Raw genomic sequence first — 19,748 nt, 5'->3', positions numbered from 1 at the left:
CTTTTGCGAATATCGGCAAAATACGCATAGTTAACGCTACTACGTTATAGTATTATGGGGTTGATACTTTATTTATGTTAAAATTTAATATTTCGAAATTTTTATTTGCTTTTTATGAAAATGTTTTGTTAAATTTGGAAGTGTAAAAAACACATTTATTATACTAACCAAATTTTAATGATTATGATGAGAATTACCAAATTATTAAAACACATTTCCGGCAGGTTTAGCTACATGAAGCTTGCAGGTTTTGTGATTCTTTTATTATCTGTTTCTGGCTTGCATGCGCAGGGCACTATAACAGGAACAGTAACATCCGGTACCGACAACAGCACTTTGCCAATGGCAAACGTAGTTGTAAAAGGATCCTCAAACGGAGTATCTACAGATCTTGATGGCAAATTTTCTATCAAAGCCAACGCAAACGATGTATTAGTTTTTTCTTACATTGGCTTTACAAACAAAGAAGTTACAGTAGGAACACAGACAGTAATTAATGTTGCCTTATCTACAGATGCGACAGAGATGGATGAGGTTGTGGTTATTGGGTATGGTACCCAGAAAAAAGCCAATTTAACTGGGTCTGTTGCTGTTGTTAATGTAAATGAAGCACTTAAAACATCTAATAGTGATGTGTCATCGCTTATTCAGGGGCGAGTATCCGGTGTAACAGTTACTAACGATGGCCAGCCCGGTGCAGCTCCAAACATCAGGATTAGAGGTATTGGTACATTTGGTGATAACCAGCCATTATATATAGTAGATGGTGTTCCTGTAGGTACATCTGTAAGGGATTTTAACCCTAATGACATTAAAAGCATTCAGATATTAAAAGATGCTGCTGCCGGTGCTATTTATGGCTCGCGTGCCGCAAACGGTGTAGTTATTATTACTACTAAAGGGGGCAGGAAGAATTCGCCTCTTAAAATAGAATATAGTTCTTATTATGGTGTAGATGAGGTGCCACAAAAAATATCGGTATTAAACAGGGAACAATACCAAATGATTACGAATGAAAAACGTACGAATGCAAATGTTCCGCTTCTTGCAGGTAATGACCCTACTTCTCCTTTGTTTGTCTCTAATACAGATAATGACTGGCAGAGTATTGGATTAAAGCGCGGTTCACGCCAAAACCAGAATTTTAACTTTTCCGGAGGTGGTGAAAATATGACTTACAATGCATCGATGGATTATTTTAGTAATAAAGGAATGTTTGTAGGTAATGGTCCTAACTACGAAAGGTATTCAGGACGTATTAATGTTACGTTTGAAAAAGGTATATTTAAAATGTCGCCTTCATTATACTACACGCATTCATTCGAAAATTCATTAACATTTAGAGGAGATGTATTAACAGGAGGCAGGCCTCCGCTAATTAATGATCTTGTGCTGGCGGTACCAACTATGCCGTTATATGATCCCAATAACATAGGTGGCTGGGGTGGTACAAAAGCAGAGGTGCAGGGTGCTATATCTTTAAATGTACCTGGTATAAACTCACTGTTTACTAATACTGTAGAGGTAGATAGAACTTTTGCGATTATTAATCCGGAATTTAAGCTTGTAAATAGCGGCGGTCATGAGTTAACTTATAAATTAAATTTAAGTTACGATAAGACTCAGACAAGAGATTTTTCTTTTGTACCACAGTTTAATATGGGATATTTCTTTAATTCAGGTAAATCATTACTTGATGATAATTCAAGAATATATACAAATACATTAGTTGAAAATACTCTTGATTATAAAAAAGTTTTTGGTAAACATGATGTACATGTAATATTAGGACAAACTTATCAAACTACAGAAGCTGTAAACAGACAGGCACATTCAGAAAGTTTGCCTATGCCATACTTACCGGTACTTTCAAACGGGATTAACCAAACAGTAGGTGGTTCGCAATATAATAGCAATCTTTCATCGTTATTTGGCCGTCTTACATACAGTTTTGATGATAGATATTTATTTGAAGCAACTGTAAGAAGAGATGGTTCATCCCGTTTTGCAAAAGAAAACAGGTATGGAACTTTTCCGTCAGTATCGGCTGGTTGGAAATTATCAAACGAAAAATTCTTTAATGTTTCTAAAGATATTGTATCGCAAATAAAATTACGTGGTAGCTACGGTCAGTTAGGTAATCAAAACATTGGTGATTACTTATACCAGGCGGTTATAAATAACAACATACTTTATAATTTTGCGACGCCAACCGGTGGTGTAAATACAGTTATTGGTGGGCTTCAAACGAGTGTGGTTACAGAGAATATTAAATGGGAAACTACAACATCTGGAAATTTTGGTTTAGATGCCTCGCTATTTAATGGTGCATTAGATATAACGGCTGAATATTATACTAAAAAAACGACAGATATTCTGGTAGGTGTACCTATTCCTTTATCAACAGGTTCTCTTAATACTTTTCCTGTTGTTAATGCAGGGAGCCTTCGTAACAGTGGCGTTGATTTAGAATTAGCTTACCACTATACTACTAAAAGTGATTTTAGCTTAGATGTTTCTGCAAACTTTAGTACTATTAAAAATGAAGTTTTGGCACTTGGTGGTAATAATGAGCCTATTTATAGTACAGGATCTAAAACTGTTATTGGAGGCAGAATAGGTGAGCATTATGGATATGTGTATGAAGGGATTTTTCAATCACAGGCAGAAGTAGCGGGCCATGCATTTCAGAGTGCCGGTACAGCTCCCGGAGATATAAAGTTTAAAGATGTGAATGGAGATGGTGTAATTGATGCTGATGACAGAGCGTTTTTAGGTCGTGCCATACCTGCATTTACTTATGGACTTAATATTACAGCAAAATATAAGAACTTCGACATTACTGCATTTGGCTCTGGTGCAGGAGGATACTATATAAATAGTGCATTGTACAGAACATTAATGTGGTCTGGAGATGCTGTAAACGCCAGTACTGATATACTTAACAGATGGACACCAACAAATACTAACACTGATATTCCGAGATTGACAGCTACAGATCCAAATATTAATAACAGAGATTCTAATAGGCCGGGATGGTTACAAAGAGGAGACTATTTTAGAATAAATACGGTTTCTTTAGGTTATAAATTGCCTGCCGTTTTTGGTAAAGTTGTAGAATCGGTGAGGATATATGGTACGGTACAAAACCTGCATACCTTTACTAAGTACAAAGGATTTAATCCAGACTTTAATTCAGGAGTATTTAGCCCGGGATTTGATGGAGGAAGCTATCCGAGGCCAAGAACATATTTGGTAGGTGTACAAATGACATTTTAATCTCAGTAAAATTTAAGATCATGAAAAAGACAATATTATTTATATCATTGCTATTTGCAGCAGTTGGCTGTGATGACGAATTAAACATTGCAAATCCTAACTACTCTACTACAGAATCATTTTGGCAAACAGAAGAGCATGCCGTTAAAGGTGTGAATGCCATTTATAACAGCTTTATAGTTGATGGGTCTTATATGCGTATGACACCTGCACTTACAGATGGCAGAGGAGACGATTTTAAAGGAGACAGCCCATGGCTGGATTTAGTACAGGTTGCTAATTTTACAATTTTACCTACATCGGGGCCAATAACCTGGATGTGGTCTGCTTATTATCAGGCTATTTATCGCGCTAACCAGGTAATAGAATATGTGCCTGCAATAGAAATGGATGAAGCTGTTAAAGCACGTTGTATTGGGCAGGCACACTTTTTAAGGGGGCTCGCTTATTTTAACCTAGTTACAAATTATGAGAAAGTACCTTTAATTACTTCTGTACCTACAAATGTAACAGAGTATTATAATGCTACAGCTAGCAATGAACAAATATGGGCACAAATTATAGCCGATTTCACTGCTGCGCAAACTATGTTACCTGTATCTTATCAGGATCTTTCAGGATTAGATACTAACCAGATAGGAAGGGCAACAAAAGGTGCTGCAACAGGCTTTTTAGGTAAGTCTTATTTATACACTCAGAAATGGGCTCAGGCTGCGGCAGAGTTTAATAAGCTTATAAATGGACCAGAATTAAATGTTTATAGCCTTACAGCTAACTATAAAGATAACTTTGGTCCATATACAGAAAATAATTCAGAGTCTCTATTTGAGATTCAGTTTCAGACAGGATCCGGTACCATTAAAAACTATGGAGGCGAACCATCATCAGCCTGGATGCAGGTAAGCTCGGTAGGACATACTTACGCTATGGAAGGTTATGGATATTCCGACTTTTTACCTACTCGCTGGATTTATGATGAATACAAGCAGGAGCGTACGGTAGATGGTCATTTAGATCCTCGTTTATTAGTATCTATAGCATCGTATGAGCCTTCAGAAAATTCTATTACAGTATATAATGGCGCACCATGGGTAAATCCACAGGGAAATATTTATCCACGTAAATATACTCACGACGGTTTTGGTGTTTCTACAGAGAGCCAGGGTGGTGTAGAATATAGCGAAATTAACTATCGCTTAATGCGCTATGCAGATGTACTTTTAATGTATGCCGAAGCTCTTAATGAGCAAGGACAAACTGCCCAGGCTTATCAATACATTCAGCAGGTAAGAAGCCGTGCTAATTTACCTAATCTTGCCGTAACCCGTCCGGGAATGTCGCAAAGCCAAATGAGGGACCAACTTGCACACGAGCGCGCTTTAGAGCTTTCTATAGAGAGTATTCGTATACACGATATAATCCGTTGGGGATGGTTATATAATGCTGAAAAGCTTACTTTATTAAAATCTCATGACTCAGATTTTGAGACGTGGACTCCTGGTAAAGAATATTTACCAATACCCCAAGCAGAGCTTGATGTAAATCCTAATGCATTGCCTAACTCTGCAAATTAATTCCTGTTAAATATTTATGCCGTAGAAGCTGATTTCAGCTTCTACGGTTTTTAAACATAACCCAATATGAAAAAACTATTCACAGCTGCATTTTTTTTATCAGCCGTATTATCTCTATCCGCACAACAAAAATCAACTATTACCCTTGCCTCACAAGACAATGCACCTACAATAAACAAACACATTTATGGCCACTTTGCAGAACATTTGGGCCGATGTATATATGATGGTTTTTATGTAGGCGAAAACAGCAAAATACCTAACACCAATGGTGTTCGTAACGACATCATTGTAGCATTAAAAGATTTAGGGATTCCTAACCTGCGCTGGCCGGGTGGCTGTTTTGCAGATACCTACCACTGGAAAGACGGTATAGGCCCTAAAGACGAAAGACCCACAATGGTTAATCAATGGTGGGGTGGCACTACAGAGGATAACAGCTTTGGTACGCACGACTTTTTAGACCTGTGCGAAATTCTTGGTACAGAGCCTTACCTTGCTGCAAACGTGGGCAGTGGTACCGTTAAAGAATTTACAGACTGGGTACAATATGTAAACCATAGTGGCAAAAGCCCTATGAGCGACCTGAGAAAGAAGAACAGCAGGGAGAAAGCCTGGGGTGTTTCTATATGGGGAGTGGGTAACGAAATGTGGGGTTGTGGTGGTAACATGACACCAGAGTATTATGCCAACCTTTTTAAACAGTACTCTACTTTTATGAGCGACTGGGATAATACCAACAAGCTTTTCCGCATTGCATCGGGAGCTAACGTGGCCGATTATCACTGGACAGAAGTGCTTATGCGCGACATTCCTAAAAACCTTATAGAGGGCGTTGCCCTTCACTCATATTCTTTTGTAACATGGGAGAAAAAAGGATCGTCGACTAAATTTAATGAAGAACAGTATTTTGCTACCATGGAAACAGCCCTTAAAATGGAAGAACTGGTTACAAAGCACAGCGAAATAATGGATAAATATGACCCTGCTAAAAAAATTGCGCTTATTGTAGATGAGTGGGGCGGATGGTATGATGTAGAAGAGGGCACAAACCCGGGCTTTTTATACCAGCAAAATACTATGAGGGATGCCATGATTGCAGGCACAACCCTAAATATATTTAATAATCACAGTGACCGCGTGCGTATGGCTAACCTTGCACAAACGGTAAATGTACTACAGGCAGTAATACTTACTAAAGGCGATAAAATGCTGCTTACACCTACGTATCATGTAATGCATTTATACAAAGTGCATCAGGATGCTAAGCTTATCCCAATAAAAGTAGATTCTCCGGAATATAAATTTGGCGATAAAAAACTTTCGGCAATATCAGCTTCGGCATCGGTTAAAGATGGTAAAACGCATATATCTCTGGTAAACATTCATGCTAAAGACAAAATTACTGTAGATATCGACCTGGCTAAACTAAACCTTAAAGATTTTACGGCTAAGATAATCTCATCTTCAAAACTACAGGACCATAATACATTTGAAAATCCAAATGCAATTACTCCAAAAGATTTTAAAGATTTTAAATTTAAAAAAGGAACACTATCTGTAACCCTGCCACCATTCTCGGTAGTAGTGTTAGAGTCTAAATAACAGAGTCTATGAAATTTAATAATCCTCTAAAAAATAAAATTCCTGCAGGAATTTTATTTCTCGCGGCAATAGTAACAGTTTCATGCTCTAAAGATGATCCTGCAGCTACGGTAACACCTCCTGTAGATGGCGGTACACCAGCTGCTTTTAACATTGCAAGTATAACAGATACATATCCTGGGTATGGCCCGGCTACAGTTTACCAATGGGGCTACCGTAATGTGCACGACCCGTCTATTATTAAAGATGGAGATACTTATTACTGCTACAGTACAGATGTATGCTATGGGGCAGATATAAGGCCGGGCATACAGGTACGTAAATCTACAGATCTTATTAAATGGGACTTTGTAGGATGGGTTTTTGACCAGCTACCGGCTATGGGCTCACAATACATACGCTCTTTTAACAATCCGAGGACTAATACAAGTACTCAGCCGTTTAATTCGCTTTGGGCGCCTTATATTATAAAAGTGGGTAGCGAATACCGTTTGTATTACTCTTTATCATCAGAGGTAGGCAGGCTTAGTGTAATTGGCCTTGCTACAGCATCTACACCTTTGGGCCCCTGGACAGAGAGAGGGCTCGCCGTAACATCTCCGCCAGATACAAGCGGTACAACACAAACTAATGCCATTGACCCTACTGTAGTTATAGACCAGTCGGGTAAACATTGGATGTATTATGGATCTGCATGGGACGGTATTTATATGCTGGAGCTTAACCCGGATACGGGACTCGCTAAAAGTGGAGGAGATAAAGGTGTGAGGGTAGCACAACGTGGCTTTACCGGAAACCGCATTAATGGTAACATTGAGGGGCCGGAGGTTATTTACAATGCTCAGTTTAATAAATATTACCTGTTTATAGCGTATGACTGGTTACAGACAAAATATAATGTAAGGGTAGGAAGGTCTGATTCTCCCCAGGGGCCTTTTCTTGATTATGCCGGTGCAGATATTAATAACAACCTGGATGATTCTCCTATGATCCTGGCACCTTATAAATTTAACGGACATTCCGGCTGGCAGGGCGTATCGCACTGTGCTGTATTTAAAGATGATGGCAGCCAGTATTTTATGGCACACCAGGGCAGGCCGGGCATAGACAGTTATTACATGGATTTGCATGTTCGCCCTATGTACTGGACAGAAGAAGGCTGGCCTATAGTGTCGCCGGAACGTTATGCCGGTGTAGAGCAAACGGCAATTGCCACTGCAGACCTTGTGGGTAACTATGAGCAAATTATACTTGGCTACCAAGTTGTTCCAGGTTATGCAGCCGAACAGACAGATCCTAATTTTCAAACGTCGATAGCATTAAAGCTTAATGCAGATGGTAGTATGAATACTGATGTTGCAAGCCGATGGACTTTGACAGGATCATGGTTAACACTTACGTGGAGTAACGGCTTTACAGATAAACTGCATGTAGAGCGTGGCCGCGACTGGGAAAACAGTAAAACATCTACCATATTGCTTTCCGGATTAAATAATAGCGGTACGGCAATTTGGGGCAAAAAAATAGATTAACATACCAAATAAAACAAATGAAGAAAGTTGCATTGGTTATGTTGAGTGCTTTTTTATTCTTTTCGTGTAAAAATGAAACTGCAGAAAAAGCATCGACAGATGAAAGTAAGGAGGTTGAAGCTACCGCAAAAACAGCAGAACCTAACAATCCTATTATTAAAGATAAATATACCGGCGACCCCGCTGCCATGGTATATAAAGATTCGGTTTACCTGTATGCAGGGCACGATGAAGCGCCAAACGATTTCAACTTTTATAAGATGAACGAGTGGCTGGTATATTCGTCTGCCGATATAGTACACTGGAAAGAACATAAGGTGCCGCTAAAAGCTACCGATTTTAAATGGGCAAGTGGCGATGCATGGGCAGCACAGGTTATAGAGCGTAACGGCAAGTTTTACTGGTATACTACAGTAACACACGCTACCATTCCCGGTAAAGCTATTGGTGTAGCAGTGTCAGATTCGCCAACAGGGCCTTTTAAAGATGCCATAGGCAAAGCACTTATCACTAATGATATGACTAAGCAAACCAAAATAGACTGGGATGATATAGACCCTACGGTTTATATAGACAAAGACGGTCAGGCTTATTTATATTGGGGCAATACGGTGTGCCACTACGTTAAGCTTAAAGAAAATATGATAGAGATAGATGGAGAGATACAAATTGTAGACCTGCCTAACTATACCGAAGCTCCGTGGATACATAAACATGGCGACTGGTATTACTTGTCTTATGCGTACCAGTTTCCGGAAAAGATAGCTTATGCAATGAGTAAATCGGTTACGGGGCCATGGGAGTATAAAGGTATCCTTAACGAACTGGCCGGTAACAGTAACACAAACCACCAGGCAATTATAGATTTTAAAGATAAATCATACTTTATTTATCATAATGGGGCAAGCCAGCCTCATGGAGGCAGCTTCAGGCGATCGGTTTGTGTAGACAGGCTTTATTATAATCAGGACGGTACTATGAAACGTGTTATCATGACTACCGAAGGAATACAGCAATAATTATGAGAGTTAGTTTTAGATTAAATATTTATGTTTGGGTTTTGTTTATTTATGGCAGTGTTTTTTCGCAGAAAACACTGCCCATAAATGAAACCATTGTACACGATCCTGTTATGATACAACAGGATGGTACGTACTACCTGTTTTGTACCGGTAAGGGTATCTCTATGTTCTCGTCTAAAGACATGACGAACTGGACACAATTAAAACCTATTTTTGAAACTGCACCTGCCTGGGTAGAAGGCGTAGTGCCTAAGTTTGAAAACCACATTTGGGCTCCGGATGTTTCATACCATAACGGGCAATATTATTTATACTATTCAGTATCGGCGTTTGCAAAAAATACATCGGCAATAGGTGTAGCGACAAACAAAACCCTAAACCCAGCCGATAAAAATTATAAATGGACAGACCACGGCATTGTAGTGCGCTCTGTACCTAACAGGGATTTATGGAATGCCATAGACCCTAACCTTATATATGATGAGAACAATACACCGTGGCTAACGTTTGGTTCTTTTTGGGACGGACTTAAAATGGTAAAGCTTAATAAAGACTTACTTACACCTGCCCAACCGGAGGAATGGTATACCGTTGCAAGGCGTGAGCGCAGTTTTAAACTGGAAGATAAAGATCCCGGAGATGCCGCGCTTGAAGCTCCGTTTATATTTAAAAAGAACGATTACTATTACCTGTTCCTCTCCTGGGATTATTGCTGCCGCGGAGAAAAAAGCACTTATAAAGTAGTGGTAGGCAGGAGCAAAACTGTACAGGGGCCTTACCTGGATGCAGCCGGAAAACCTCTTAATGAAGGTGGAGGTACATTAGTAATAGAAGGTAACAAAAACTGGGCAGGGGTGGGCCATAATAGTACTTATACCTTTAACGGTAAAGATTATATGGTTTTTCATGCTTATGATGTTGCCCAGCATGGCGCACCTAAGCTTAAAATAAAAGAGATTAAATGGGAAGATAGCTGGCCAACAGTAACACTTATGGATTAATTATATGCTTTATAAAGAAGATAAATTATCAAATGTTTATGCTTGCTCGTTAAGCAGGCATTGCAGTTATATTTTTAGTTAGTCAAAACAATTGGGTAAGTTCCTGCAATAGTCACAATACTATGTAAGGAGCTTACTCATTTACTATTTATATATAAAACCATCATGAATAAACAAACAATTTTAAGCTGCCTGGCATTGGCTCTTGTAATAGCTGGCTGCTCTAAAAACAAAACCGAAACTGTTGCTGAGGCAGATAAAAGCGTACTCATATCGGGCTATCCTATACAGCCTGTAGAAATTAGTAAGGTTAAGGTAACAGATGATTTCTGGTTGCCGTACATTAAAACCATCCAGGAAAAAACCATCCAATATGCTATAAAAAAATGCAGTGAGGAGGGGCGTTTTGAAAATTTTTTGATTGCCGGAGGTAAAAAGAAAGGTACTGTGAGAGGCGTGATGCCTTTTGATGATTCTGATGTTTATAAAATAATAGAGGGTGCATCAAATTCGCTTATAAGCTCACCAAATCCTAAACTGGAGGCACAGCTGGATTCTATCATTGCGATTGTTAAAGTGGGTCAGGAAAAAGATGGATATCTTTGTACGTGGCGTACTATTAACCCGGCAAAACCACCAGCTACCTGGGTTAAGGTAGAAAAAGGTGTTCGTTGGGAATACATGAACATGAGCCATGAAGACTATAATGCAGGGCACATGTATGAAGCAGCTGCGGTACATTATAAAGCTACCGGTAAACGCAACTTTTTAGACATAGCCCTTAAAAATGCCGATTTGTTTGTAAAAACTTTTGGCGATGGCGATGATAAAATCCATGCTGTTCCCGGCCATGAAATTATAGAAACGGGTTTAATAAAACTTTATGAAATTACAGGTAAAAAAGAGTATTTAAAACTTTCTAAATACTTTTTAGACCATAGGGGTGATCCTAAAAATAAAGAAAACTATGGTGCTTATGCACAAGATCATAAGCCTGTAATAGAGCAGGATGAGGTTGTGGGCCATGCTGTACGTGCTGTTTACCTGTATGCAGGAATGACAGATATTGCTGCCATAGAAAAAGATGCAGCATACCGTAACGCAGTAGACAAGCTTTGGCATAACATGACCGAAAAGAAAACCTATATAACAGGAGGCATTGGTGCACTGCATGATGGAGAAGCTTTTGGGGCTAACTACGAATTGCCAAACCTTACGGCTTATAACGAAACCTGTGCTGCAATAGGCAGTGTGTACTGGAATAATCGTTTGTTTAACCTTACCGGCGATGTTAAGTATAACGACGTTTTAGAACGTACTATGTATAATGGGTTAATATCGGGTATATCTTTAACAGGTACAGAGTTCTTTTACCCTAACCCGATGGAATCTGATGCTAAGTTTGAGTTCAACAAAGGTGCCTGCACGCGTTCGGGCTGGTTCGATTGTTCATGCTGCCCAACAAATCTTATCCGGTTTATTCCGGCAATACCGGGGCTTATCTATGCACATCAAAAAGATACGCTTTATGTAAACCTGTATATGTCTAATACTGCTGATGTAACATTAGATAAGCATAAGGTAAAAGTGGCACAACAAACAAACTACCCGTGGAATGGTGCTGTAAAACTATCTGTAGACCCGGAAAAAGAAGGCTCATTTACAGTAAAAATGCGTGTTCCGGGCTGGGCACGTAACGAAGTTATGCCGGGCGGATTATATACTTACAAAAATGCCGCTACACCTGCGCCTACTGTTAGTGTGAATGGCAAGGCTGTTGCAGCTAAGGTAGAAAACGGTTACTTTGTAATTAACCGCAAGTGGAAACAAAAAGACGTTGTAGAAGTTAACTTCCCTATGGCGGTGCGTGAGGTTGTAAGCAGCGATAAAATTAAAGACAATAAAAATAAAGTATCGTTAGAGTATGGCCCGCTGGTATATGCCCTGGAAGAAAAAGACAACGCCAAAAATTTTAAAGATATTACGGTAAATAACACCACTACTTTTGCAATAGCCCATAAGCCAGATATGCTTAACGGCATCTTTACAATAGAAGGAACTACGGGTAACCAAAAGTTTACGGCAATACCCTACTATTCATGGTCTAACCGTGGTGTTAACAAAATGGAAGTCTGGATACCGGAGGCTTCAAAATAAATACGTATTAAACAATAACAACCCATAATGAAAAATCATTTTTTTAAAATTGCAGCGTTGTCTGCTTTTGCATTAAGCGGTACAATGCTGTGCAATGCGCAAAGCAAAACAGCTGCTAAAGAACACAAACTGGTACTTAACCTTGCTAATACAGGCATAAAAATTCAGCCTACCATGTACGGTATCTTTTTTGAAGATATTAACTTTGGTGCAGATGGTGGCCTTTATGCAGAGATGGTAAAGAACCGCTCGTTTGAGTTTGACGACCCTTTAATGGGATGGAAACAGCCTAACAGCGACAGGCATAAGCTAAACGATAAATCGGGCTATGCAAGTGCTATAGAGAACGATCATCCTGTAAACAAACACCTTTTACGCGTTCAGGTAAAAGATGATAAAGGCTATACTTTGGTTAACGAAGGTTTCCGTGGTATGGGCGTTAAGGCTAACGATTTGTACAATGTATCTGTAATGGCTGCGAACCAGGAAGGTAACATATCTCAAATCAAATTTCAGTTTACAGATGCTGCCGGTAATATAATTGGCGAAACTACAGTAAGCCCATCCGGCAAAGAGCTTAAAAAATATACCGCTCAAATTAAAGCCACAAAAACAGAGGCTAAAGCAAATTTAAAAATATCATTTACAGGAACAGGAACTATTAACCTTGACATGATATCGATATTCCCGCAGGATACCTGGAAAGGCCGTCCGGGAGGATTGCGTAAAGACCTTGTTCAAAAATTATACGACCTTAACCCTGGTTTCCTTCGTTTTCCCGGAGGTTGTATTGTAGAGGGCCGCACGCTGGAGCAACGCTACCAGTGGAAAAAATCGGTAGGTAAGGTTGAAGATCGTGAACTTATAATCAACCGCTGGAATACAGAGTTTGACCACCGCCCGGCACCGGATTATTTCCAGACGTTTGGTTTAGGTTTCTATGAGTACTTCCAGATGTCGGAAGACATAGGGGCAGAGCCGCTACCGGTTCTTAGCTGTGGTATTGCCTGCCAGTTTAATACCGGCGAAATGGTACCAATGGCAGAGCTTGACCCATACATTCAGGATGCTACAGACCTTATAGAATTTGCTAACGGGGCGGTTACAACTAAATGGGGTAAACTGCGCAGCGACATGGGGCACCCAAAACCATTTAACATGAAATACATAGGTGTGGGTAACGAGCAATGGGGACCTGATTATGTAGAGCGCTATAAAGTGTTCGAAAAAGCCATACATGGTAAATACCCGGACATTACAATAGTATCGGGGTCGGGTCCATTCCCTGACGGTGAATATTTTGACTATGGTTGGAAAGAACTTTCTAAGCTGGGTGTAAAAATAGTTGATGAGCATTTTTACAATACAGCAGAATGGTTTAAAAACAGCGCAACCCGTTATGACAAGTACGACCGTAAAGGCCCTAAAGTTTTTGCAGGCGAATATGCTGTGCAAAGTAAGGCTATTGCAAGTCCTGAGAATAAAAACAACTGGGACGGCGCCCTTGCCGAAGCTGCTTTTATGACTGGCCTTGAGCGTAATGCTGAGGTTGTTAACCTAACGTCTTATGCGCCTTTGTTTGCCCATGCCGATGGATGGCAGTGGACCCCGGACCTTATTTGGTTCAATAACCTTAAGAGCTACGCTACACCTAACTATTATGTACAGCAATTGTATGGCAATAACCCGGGTACCGACCTTGTTGCCGTGACTGAAGGTGGTAAAGCTATTACAGGCCAAAATGGTTTATTTGCAACTGCCGTTACCGATAAAAATACTAAAGAAGTTATCGTTAAGGTTGTAAATACCTCTAAAGAAGCTCAGAGGACTAACATGAGCGTTAAAGGAAATAAGCTGGCTAAGACTGGTAAAATCATTACACTAATGAGTGATAACCTGTCTGCAGAGAATTCTTTTGATGCAGAGCCTATTACTCCTAAAGAGTCTGAATTTAAGCTTAATGGCAGTACTATAGATGTAACTGTACCTGCTCAGTCTTTTGTAGTTATAAAAGTTAAACTTTCTTAAAAATATTAAGTGTTAAAAGCACATTTATTATTTTTTTCATGTTATATTTGCCATAGCAACAAAATATACGCTAACGTGATAGTATAAGGCTATCGCGTTAGCTAATAAAATAAAAACTAATGAAAAAATATGTAATTGGGTTAGACTACGGTACAGATTCTGTTCGCGCCGTGTTAATCGATACTGAAAACGGTGCTGAGCTTGCCTCAGAAGTGCACATGTACGCCCGTTGGAAAAACAAACAATATTGTAACCCTGAGACTAACCGTTTCAGGCAACATCCTCTGGACCATATAGAAGGTTTAGAGCATACAATTAAATCGGTAGTTTCTACAAGCGAGGTTAACCCTGCATCTGTAGTAGGTATTTGTATAGATACCACCGGTTCTTCTCCCATTCCTGTAGCCGCCGATGGTACTCCGCTGGCATTGGTTAAAGGTTTTGAAGAGAATCCTAATGCTATGATGATCTTATGGAAAGACCACACAGCCATAAAAGAAGCTAATGAAATTAATGAGCTTGCTGCCTCTTGGGGTGGAGAAGACTTCACTAAATTTGAAGGCGGTATCTATTCATCTGAATGGTTCTGGGCAAAAATACTTCACATTGTTAGGGAAGACGAAGCGGTTAAAAATGCGGCGCATACCTGGATGGAACATTGCGACCTTATGACGTATTTATTAATAGACGATAAAGACCTTAAAAGCTTTAAACGCAGCCGTTGTGCTGCAGGCCATAAAGCTATGTGGCATGAAAGCTGGAACGGGTTACCGTCTGAGGAATTCCTTGGGCAACTGCACCCGTACCTTGCTGCACTTCGTGGCAATTTATATGATGAAACCTACACGTCTGACCTTGTTGCCGGTAACCTTAATGCCGAATGGGCTGCAAAATTGGGCCTAAATACAGATACTGTTGTAGCTGTAGGTACTTTTGATGCACACTCCGGTGCAGTAGGGGCTAAGGTAGACGAGAACGTGCTTGTACGCATCATGGGTACTTCTACCTGCGATATCATGATCTCTCAATCTGACATCATTGGTAACAATACCGTAAAAGGTATTTGCGGCCAGGTAGATGGTTCTGTTATTCCGGGCCTTATTGGTCTTGAAGCAGGCCAGTCAGCTTTTGGCGATGTACTTGCATGGTTTAAAGACATCCTTTCATGGCCAATAGACAATCTGGTAATGAAATCGGATATCCTTTCTGCCGAGCAAAAAGCTAAGCTACAAGTAGAAATAGACAATAACTTTATCCGTACGCTTACATTACAGGCAGAACATATTCCTTTATCTGAGGCTGTACCTGTAGCACTTGACTGGGTTAACGGCCGCCGTACGCCGGATGCTAACCAGGAACTTAAAAGCGCTATGACAGGCTTGTCTCTTGGTACTAAAGCGCCGCATATATTTAAAGCACTGGTTAACGCTATCTGCTTTGGTTCTAAAATGATCGTTGACCGTTTTGAGGCCGAAGGTGTAAAAATAAACAGTGTTATAGGTATCGGTGGTGTGGCACGTAAGTCGCCATTTATTATGCAGACACTTGCTAATGTACTCGATATGCCTATAAAAGTAGCAGAATCTGACCAGGCACCTGCTCTTGGAGCTGCTATTTATGCTGCTGTTGCTGCCGGTGTTTACAGTAATGTAATAGAGGCAAGTAAAGTAATGGGCAGCGATTTTGAGGCAGAATATTTCCCTCAGGCAGACCAGGTTGCTAAATTTGAAGGCCAAATACAATCGTACATACAGTTGGGAGAATTTGTAGAAACGGTAATAAAATCTAAAAACTATGAGTTCCATATATAAAGACCTTAAGGAAGAGTGTTATGAGGCTAACATGCAGCTTGATGCATTAAAACTTGTAATATATACCTTTGGTAACGTGAGCGCCGTAGACAGGAGTAAAGGCATTTTTGCCATTAAGCCGAGCGGTGTTCCTTATGAAATTTTAAAACCTGAAGATATTGTTATCGTTGATTTTGATAATAATATTGTAGAAGGCAGTATGCGTCCGTCATCCGACACTAAAACGCATGCCTATCTTTATAAGCATTGGGAAAAAATAGGGGGTATAGTACATACACACTCTACCTATGCTGTGGCATGGGCACAGGCGCAGCGCGACATACCTATTTTTGGTACTACGCATGCCGATCATTTAACAACTGATATTCCTGCTGCTGCACCAATGGCTGACCACCTTATACAGGGTAATTATGAACACAACACCGGTATACAAATACTGGATTGCTTTAAGGAAAAGGGTCTTAACTACGAAGAGGTAGAGATGGTGCTCCTGGGTAACCATGGTCCGTTTACTTGGGGTAAAAATGCTGCTAAGGCAGTATACAACAGCAAGGTTCTTGAGGCAGTTGCCGAAATGGCTTATCTAACGTTGCAGATAAACCCTAATGCGCCAAGGCTTAAAGACTCGCTTATTAAAAAGCATTACGACCGTAAACACGGAACCGATTCGTACTACGGGCAAAGCTAAGATTACGTGTTGCTGCCCACATAGCAATACTATTGCCGGTACAGGTGCGTTATCTTACGAGAGAGATGGGCGCCTGTCCCGGAAATATAAACAATCAAACCAATAACCAATTATGAACACAGTAAAAATGGGTGTTTGCCTTTTGCTTACCGGCTCTATGCTTGTAGGTTGTAAGGAAGAAAAAAAAGAAGAAACTACCATGCCGGAACAAACAGAACAAGTTGCTGCCGCTAAAGGGGGCATTACAAAAGCAGACTATGGTACAACGCCTGAAGGGGTTAAAATAGGAGAATATACACTTACAAATGCCAAAGGCATGAAGGTAAATGTAATTACCCTGGGTGGTATTATTACATCGCTTACTGCGCCAAATAAAGATGGCAAGTATGAAGATGTTGTTCTGGGATATAAAAACAAAGACGAGTATTTTAAAGGCAACCCTTATTTTTTTGGTGCCGTTATAGGCCGTTATGGCAACCGTATTGCTAAAGGTAAATTTACCCTTGATGGTAAGGCATATCAATTGCCGGTAAATGATGGCCCTAACTCACTTCACGGTGGTAAGGGTTTTGATAAAAGGGTATGGACTGCCGAAGAGGTGGCAGGTGCTAACCCTACACTTAAGCTAAGCTACACCGCTAAAGATGGCGAAGAAGGATACCCTGGTAATCTTAAAACCGTTGTTACTTATGTGCTTACTGATGATAACGCACTTGAAATAAGCTACGAAGCTGAAACTGATAAGAAAACTGTAATTAACTTAACGCAGCACTCTTACTTTAACCTTTCGGGAGATTTTAGTAAACTTATTACAGACCATGTGTTAGAAATTAAAGCAGATAAATTTCTTCCTGTAGATGCTACGCTTATCCCTACGGGAGAACTTAAAGCTGTTGCGGGTACACCGTTTGACTTTACTACTGCTAAAGAAATAGGTAAAGATATTAATGCTACCGATGACCAGCTTAAAAAAGGTGGCGGTTACGATCATTGCTGGGTATTTACAGACAGCAGCAACAAGCTGAAAGAAGTAGCAAGTGTATATCACAAAGCGTCTGGCCGTTATATGCAGGTATATACAGACCAGCCTGCCGTACAGTTTTACAGCGGTAACTTTATTGATGGCACAAAAGCCAGTAAAACTGGTGGCAACTACGAAAAACGCAGTGGCCTTTGTTTAGAAACACAACATTACCCGGATGCACCTAACCAGCCTAAGTTTCCTTCGACTGTGTTAAGCCCCGGAGAAAAATATACTACAAAAACCACTTATAAATTTTCTGTAAAGTAATTGCTTATAACGTTTAATCTTGGCATTGTTTGGGTTTGTTAAGGTTAGCGCAACGCTATATTTCTCTCAGGAGGCATTACCACATTAAATATTAAGAATGTAGTACACAACAAATTATTGGGACATATTTTGTTAAGTTAAAGGGTTAAGTTTGAGAAAGCCGGCATCAGTAATGAAGCCGGCTTTTTTGTTTTTTTAACCACAAATCACATAATTTAACAGCAATTAGATATGAGTTCAATTTGAGGCAATAAAAAAGCCCATCTAAGTTAATAGGCAGGCTTATAAATATTTTTTCAGAAATTACACTTCATTGTAATTTGCCGTGTAGCTTTAATTTGAAGTTGTATTACAATTAAATGATTTTTTATTACCTGTAAAGGTTGTAAATCGTAAGATTTACAAATTAAAAGGTTCATGTTAGTCTATCATCTATAGATATGCTTTAAATCTTAGCTTTAGTAGAGAATACAACAACGCTAACACCCATTGCAGCGAGGAAGATAAAAGAAATTTTCAAGGTAAATAATCCGGCAAGAAAGCCAATTACCGGCGGGCCTATTAAAAACCCTAAAAAACTAATGGTAGAAACAGCAGCAATGGCAGCACCGGGCTTCATAGTAGTCGATTTTCCGGCGGCACTGTACACCATAGGCACTACCGATGATATACCTGCCCCTACAAACATAAACCCAATTATTGCAGGCACAAGGGTAGGGAATACCACAACGGTTAGCAAACCTACAGTGCTTAAAAATCCGCTTACCTGTAAAGTTGTCTTAAGCCCGAATTTGTGCGAGAACCAGTCGGCTACAAAACGCCCGGCAGCCATAAAGCACATGCCGGCGGTATAACCGGCACCTATCCAGGCACCCTGCGCAAGAACAATTTTTTTAAAGTAAATAACACTCCAGTCAAACATGGCGCCCTCTATAACCATAGAGCAAAAAGCTATGAGCCCCAAAGTTATAAGTGATTTATCTGGCTTTACAAAAGCAGGTCCGGTACTTTCAGGGTTATGATCATGATGGAGGTATTTCCAGCAAATAAAAATAGTAATTATGGTAACAATTGCTATGCCTGTAAAGTGGGGGGTAGGGAGAATACCTTTACCTATCATAAAAGTACCTATACCGGCACCTATAAATCCGGCAAGGCTCCACAAGCCATGAAACGATGCCATTATTGGCTTGGTGTACATTGCCTCAGTAGCAACAGCCTGTGTGTTGACAGATATATTTACGGCATTACTCGCAAGGCCAAATACAGTAAGGCAGCACGTTAGTAAAAAAACATTATCTGCTAGGCCTAAAGATACAAGTGCCACACCATATAAGGCTAAGGCCGCGGCAACTACTTTGCGACTGCCTATTTTTGTAACCGCCCATCCTGAGAGGGGAAGAGACAGCATTAAACCTACCGGTAATGCAAAAAGTACGGCACCTAATGCTGCGTCGGATAAATTAAGTTTTTGCTGTATAGTAGCTATGCGCGATGCCCAGCTGGCAAAAACAAGCCCAGCCATAAAAAACATGGCAGCAACAGCAGCGCGGGCTACTTTAGGAGAGTATTTCATTGGTAGAAAATGATAATGTTTGCAATTGAAGCAAAGATAAAATAATAAGTATAAATTATACACTTATTATCTTATTCAATGTAGCATTAAAATTTAAAGAAAAAAATTGCGATGTAACTTAATTATGGTATTTTTGACTATAAGTTAATTGTTTTCTATAATTGTTAAAATTCGAAATGTTTAA

Annotated in this window: 12 protein-coding genes; 11 read left to right on the top strand and 1 reads right to left on the bottom strand. The window is 39.9% G+C overall.

What is annotated here, in order from left to right; all coding sequences use genetic code 11:
• The first annotated feature begins 183 nt into the window (after window positions 1–183).
• The 11 genes from F565_RS0103565 (at window position 184) to F565_RS0103515 (ending at window position 17,988) form a co-directional block, all read left to right on the top strand.
• Window positions 184–3,279, top strand: coding sequence for a SusC/RagA family TonB-linked outer membrane protein (locus F565_RS0103565; protein WP_231559624.1), 3,096 nt, complete (start codon window positions 184–186; stop codon window positions 3,277–3,279).
• 20 nt (window positions 3,280–3,299) lie between these two features.
• On the top strand, window positions 3,300–4,853 hold the full coding sequence (locus F565_RS0103560; RefSeq protein WP_020211825.1) for a RagB/SusD family nutrient uptake outer membrane protein: 1,554 nt from the start codon (window positions 3,300–3,302) through the stop codon (window positions 4,851–4,853).
• A gap of 66 nt (window positions 4,854–4,919) precedes the next feature.
• Complete coding sequence (locus tag F565_RS0103555; protein ID WP_020211824.1) at window positions 4,920–6,458, top strand: alpha-N-arabinofuranosidase; 1,539 nt, start codon at window positions 4,920–4,922, stop codon at window positions 6,456–6,458.
• A gap of 8 nt (window positions 6,459–6,466) precedes the next feature.
• Window positions 6,467–7,990, top strand: coding sequence for an arabinan endo-1,5-alpha-L-arabinosidase (locus F565_RS0103550; RefSeq protein ID WP_020211823.1), 1,524 nt, complete (start codon window positions 6,467–6,469; stop codon window positions 7,988–7,990).
• Window positions 7,991–8,007: 17 nt separating this feature from the next.
• Entirely contained in the window at window positions 8,008–9,009 is a 1,002-nt protein-coding gene (locus tag F565_RS0103545) for a glycoside hydrolase family 43 protein (RefSeq protein ID WP_020211822.1), read from the top strand.
• A 2-nt stretch (window positions 9,010–9,011) separates the two neighbouring features.
• Window positions 9,012–10,013: an arabinan endo-1,5-alpha-L-arabinosidase gene (locus F565_RS0103540; RefSeq protein ID WP_026299865.1), complete on the top strand. Its 1,002-nt coding sequence runs from the start codon at window positions 9,012–9,014 to the stop codon at window positions 10,011–10,013.
• Between the two features lie 165 nt (window positions 10,014–10,178).
• The gene (locus F565_RS0103535) at window positions 10,179–12,170 is read left to right on the top strand and encodes a glycoside hydrolase family 127 protein (RefSeq protein ID WP_020211820.1); all 1,992 of its coding nucleotides are present in this window, start codon (window positions 10,179–10,181) and stop codon (window positions 12,168–12,170) included.
• 27 nt (window positions 12,171–12,197) lie between these two features.
• On the top strand, window positions 12,198–14,198 hold the full coding sequence (locus F565_RS0103530) for an alpha-L-arabinofuranosidase C-terminal domain-containing protein (RefSeq protein ID WP_020211819.1): 2,001 nt from the start codon (window positions 12,198–12,200) through the stop codon (window positions 14,196–14,198).
• Between the two features lie 119 nt (window positions 14,199–14,317).
• The gene (locus F565_RS0103525; RefSeq protein WP_020211818.1) at window positions 14,318–16,009 is read left to right on the top strand and encodes a ribulokinase; all 1,692 of its coding nucleotides are present in this window, start codon (window positions 14,318–14,320) and stop codon (window positions 16,007–16,009) included.
• Window positions 15,993–16,697 (top strand): L-ribulose-5-phosphate 4-epimerase, encoded by a 705-nt coding sequence (locus tag F565_RS0103520; protein ID WP_020211817.1) that lies wholly within the window; start codon window positions 15,993–15,995, stop codon window positions 16,695–16,697. Before F565_RS0103525 ends, F565_RS0103520 begins: the two co-directional genes overlap by 17 nt.
• 112 nt (window positions 16,698–16,809) lie before the next feature.
• The gene (locus F565_RS0103515; protein WP_026299864.1) at window positions 16,810–17,988 is read left to right on the top strand and encodes an aldose epimerase family protein; all 1,179 of its coding nucleotides are present in this window, start codon (window positions 16,810–16,812) and stop codon (window positions 17,986–17,988) included.
• A gap of 445 nt (window positions 17,989–18,433) precedes the next feature.
• Here the strand turns inward: F565_RS0103515 and F565_RS0103510 are convergent, their stop codons facing one another.
• Complete coding sequence (locus tag F565_RS0103510; protein ID WP_020211815.1) at window positions 18,434–19,564, bottom strand: MFS transporter; 1,131 nt, start codon at window positions 19,562–19,564, stop codon at window positions 18,434–18,436.
• Between the last annotated feature and the right edge of the window lie 184 nt (window positions 19,565–19,748).

This window comes from Flavobacterium rivuli WB 3.3-2 = DSM 21788, assembly GCF_000378485.1.
In the GTDB taxonomy this organism is placed as follows: Bacteria; Bacteroidota; Bacteroidia; order Flavobacteriales; family Flavobacteriaceae; genus Flavobacterium; species Flavobacterium rivuli.
The sequence above is the reverse complement of the archived record's forward strand: the minus strand, read 5'-3'. Positions and strand labels throughout refer to the sequence as shown.

Excerpts from the sequence above, each read along its gene's own strand:
- F565_RS0103565 (WP_231559624.1), top strand. The coding sequence starts at position 184 with ATGATGAGAATTACCAAATTATTAAAACACATTTCCGGCAGGTTTAGC.
- F565_RS0103560 (WP_020211825.1), top strand. The coding sequence starts at position 3,300 with ATGAAAAAGACAATATTATTTATATCATTGCTATTTGCAGCAGTTGGC.
- F565_RS0103555 (WP_020211824.1), top strand. The coding sequence starts at position 4,920 with ATGAAAAAACTATTCACAGCTGCATTTTTTTTATCAGCCGTATTATCT.
- F565_RS0103550 (WP_020211823.1), top strand. The coding sequence starts at position 6,467 with ATGAAATTTAATAATCCTCTAAAAAATAAAATTCCTGCAGGAATTTTA.
- F565_RS0103545 (WP_020211822.1), top strand. The coding sequence starts at position 8,008 with ATGAAGAAAGTTGCATTGGTTATGTTGAGTGCTTTTTTATTCTTTTCG.
- F565_RS0103540 (WP_026299865.1), top strand. The coding sequence starts at position 9,012 with ATGAGAGTTAGTTTTAGATTAAATATTTATGTTTGGGTTTTGTTTATT.
- F565_RS0103535 (WP_020211820.1), top strand. The coding sequence starts at position 10,179 with ATGAATAAACAAACAATTTTAAGCTGCCTGGCATTGGCTCTTGTAATA.
- F565_RS0103530 (WP_020211819.1), top strand. The coding sequence starts at position 12,198 with ATGAAAAATCATTTTTTTAAAATTGCAGCGTTGTCTGCTTTTGCATTA.
- F565_RS0103525 (WP_020211818.1), top strand. The coding sequence starts at position 14,318 with ATGAAAAAATATGTAATTGGGTTAGACTACGGTACAGATTCTGTTCGC.
- F565_RS0103520 (WP_020211817.1), top strand. The coding sequence starts at position 15,993 with ATGAGTTCCATATATAAAGACCTTAAGGAAGAGTGTTATGAGGCTAAC.
- F565_RS0103515 (WP_026299864.1), top strand. The coding sequence starts at position 16,810 with ATGAACACAGTAAAAATGGGTGTTTGCCTTTTGCTTACCGGCTCTATG.
- F565_RS0103510 (WP_020211815.1), bottom strand. The coding sequence starts at position 19,564 with ATGAAATACTCTCCTAAAGTAGCCCGCGCTGCTGTTGCTGCCATGTTT.